The sequence below is a fragment of the Streptomyces glaucescens genome (genome assembly GCF_002154375.1).
In the GTDB taxonomy this organism is placed as follows: Bacteria; Actinomycetota; Actinomycetes; order Streptomycetales; family Streptomycetaceae; genus Streptomyces; species Streptomyces glaucescens.
Genome location: NZ_MUND01001049.1, coordinates 1 through 807 on the forward strand (window position 1 = coordinate 1; position 807 = coordinate 807).

Consider the following 807-nt stretch of genomic DNA (forward strand, 5'->3'; position numbering starts at 1 on the left):
CTGCGACACCCGCTTTAGGAGTTCGATCACTCCCTGGTTCTGCTGGGATACCGCCCGGCCGCGCTAGCCGTGCCGGACCACCGAGGAGTGCTGGCGTCCGGCGCCGTTGATGTCACTCGTGGATGGCAGACCGGAGCCACCCGCGCTCGCTCGCTCGCTGGCACGATGGTCGCGTGGTTGACCTGGAGCGCATCAGAGCAGAGACCGTGGCGTACTTCCAAGCACTCGATGAGAACGCCACCCGGCGGCACCACTTCCGCCATACCGACGAGGAGGGCGGTCTGTGGTACATCGAAGCCGTACCCGACCGCGACGAGTTGATCGTCATCAAGCAAGCCGAGCTGACTTCGGCCGGCCGACTCCACCGGTACAGCTGGGAGCACCTGGAGGACGAACACGGCGGCCTGACAGACCAAGCGATCGACCCTGAAGAGGATCCGCTGGAGGTCATCCCGGCTGAGGAGTTCCAGCGGGTGTGGACGCGGTGATCACGCTGGACAACCACTTTAGGAGAGAGGCTGGGTCGTCTTGCCGGTGGCCTGCGGCTCTGTTGTTAGAGCTACCGGACACGAGCGCGTCCGCCAGGCACCCATAGTGACCGTGGCTGACCCCTGCATCTGGCACGACTGTGGCACGCAACCACGGATAGTCCACGGTGACCTGTAGGGACGTTCCGTAGGCGTTCGCGGTTGCCCGCAGTTGTCACCTGGCGAAATCGCTTCCTTGAGCGTCCCGGGGGCGTGCGTCGTGGTTCGCTCCTGTTGTCAGGCAGTGGCACACACTTGCTCCGAGGCGCACTGCCTCTAG

1 protein-coding gene is annotated in these 807 nt (G+C 64.7%); it reads left to right on the plus strand.

Going from position 1 to position 807, the window contains the following annotated elements:
• The first annotated feature begins 173 nt into the window (after positions 1 to 173).
• Complete coding sequence (locus CCN42_RS40485) at positions 174 to 488, plus strand: hypothetical protein (RefSeq protein ID WP_086742061.1); 315 nt, start codon at positions 174 to 176, stop codon at positions 486 to 488.
• The last annotated feature ends 319 nt before the right edge of the window (positions 489 to 807 follow it).